This window comes from Pseudoalteromonas arctica (genome assembly GCF_012927645.1).
Taxonomy (GTDB): Bacteria; Pseudomonadota; Gammaproteobacteria; order Enterobacterales; family Alteromonadaceae; genus Pseudoalteromonas; species Pseudoalteromonas arctica_A.
In genome coordinates this window covers 1-1548 of record NZ_JABBMT010000078.1, presented here as the reverse complement: position 1 = coordinate 1548, position 1548 = coordinate 1, and the positions used below count along the sequence as shown (strand labels likewise).

At 40.6% G+C, this 1548-nt stretch carries 1 protein-coding gene; it reads left to right on the top strand.

What is annotated here, in order from left to right; translation table 11 throughout:
- Positions 1-524 precede the first annotated feature (524 nt).
- On the top strand, positions 525-1331 hold the full coding sequence (locus HHO47_RS18940) for an alpha/beta fold hydrolase (protein WP_169021691.1): 807 nt from the start codon (positions 525-527) through the stop codon (positions 1329-1331).
- The last annotated feature ends 217 nt before the right edge of the window (positions 1332-1548 follow it).

Here is a 1548-nt window from a genome sequence, read left to right as displayed (position 1 = left end):
GCTATGTTTATTCATGTTAGCCTCTGCTGTTTAGTTAATTGACAAACTAATTATGGCTCTGGCTTTGAATTAAGCTAACCCACGAAAAGCGGAGGCTAACACCGTGTGGGAGTCATTATGTCTAACTACCTAAATCATTTCACGGAACATAGGAGATAGAAATGAGTGTTTGTAACCAAGAACATAGACATTGGCCTTTTTTAGAATCTTTACCTCATGATCAAGGAGGTTTTGGGGCCATAAGTGTGCAGGATGTGCATACGAAGCTGGCTATCAATCAGGGCAAAGAAGAGATGAACAATTAAATATTAATTTAGATTCTTTGCCTGAAAGCCAAGCAGGTACAGTTCGCCATAAAAGCCCTCATGCTGCGTTTGCTCAAGGCTATTATGACGGTGTGCATTCATCATACAACGGTAGCTAACAAGTTGCTTAAACGGAAAAATAACAGTTGGCCATCGCTCCGCGATTATAGCCAACCATTATTTTCCGCTTAGCAAGGCGTTAGTGTTTAAGGAGAATAAATGAAATCTGCGTGGTTGCTTTTTAGTCTTTTTGTTCCAGTGGTTGTTTTTGCCAAGTCTAGTTTCATCACGGTAAACGGCTATGATGTCGAATACGAGATGGCTGGTAATGGCAAACATACCTTATTCTTAGAGGCTGGAGGTTCAGCAGGTTTATCTGATTGGGACCCTATTTTCGAAAGTCTTGCCAAGAACACTCGTGTTATTCGTTACTCTCGGATTGGAAACGGGGGATCTGAGCACGTTGTGAAGAATTATAGCTCTGAGGAGTATGCTGAAGAGGCTCGTTTAGTTCTTGAAGCTCTTAACATTAAAAAACCAGTAGTTTATGTGGCCCATTCATATGGCGCTTACATCGCTAGACGCTTTGCTGCTATCTATCCTGAATGGGTTTCCGGGTTAATGCTAATTGAGCCAGCGTCAGAACATGATGTTGATATTATGAGAAGAATTGATCTTACTAAAGCAGAAAAAGAAATTGCTCAGGTGAAACTGGACGATATGAAAAACGGAATGTCTAACCAATACCTAGATTTCTGGGCTAAACGACCATTGCCCGGTTATCCTGAGATACCGGATATTCCTGTAACAGTCATTGCATCAATAAAAAAATATGAAAACCCTCCGTTACTCTTTTTCACAGATGAAGCCCGAGAAATGTGGGGAGAATTACACTCTGAATGGGCAAACGCGTTTCCACAAGGAAAGGCTGTATTAACAAACAAGAGTTACCATTTCCCACAGGAAGATGAACCAGATATGGTCGTTCAGGAAGTTATCGACTTGTTGGGGAGAATTAAACACTAACAAGTGCAGTCAGCGGATTCGCTTCGCTCACCGCTGCTGCAAGCGTTAGCATTTTCTCAAGCATTAGTTGCCATCAATAAAAGGATGACATGGTTTAATGGATTCGACTACCCCAGTTAAGACATAATAAGCTTAACTGGAGAACAGAAATGACAAAACGTAAAAAATATACCAAAGAATTTAAACTTGATGCAATTTCTTTAGTCAGAGATCAAAA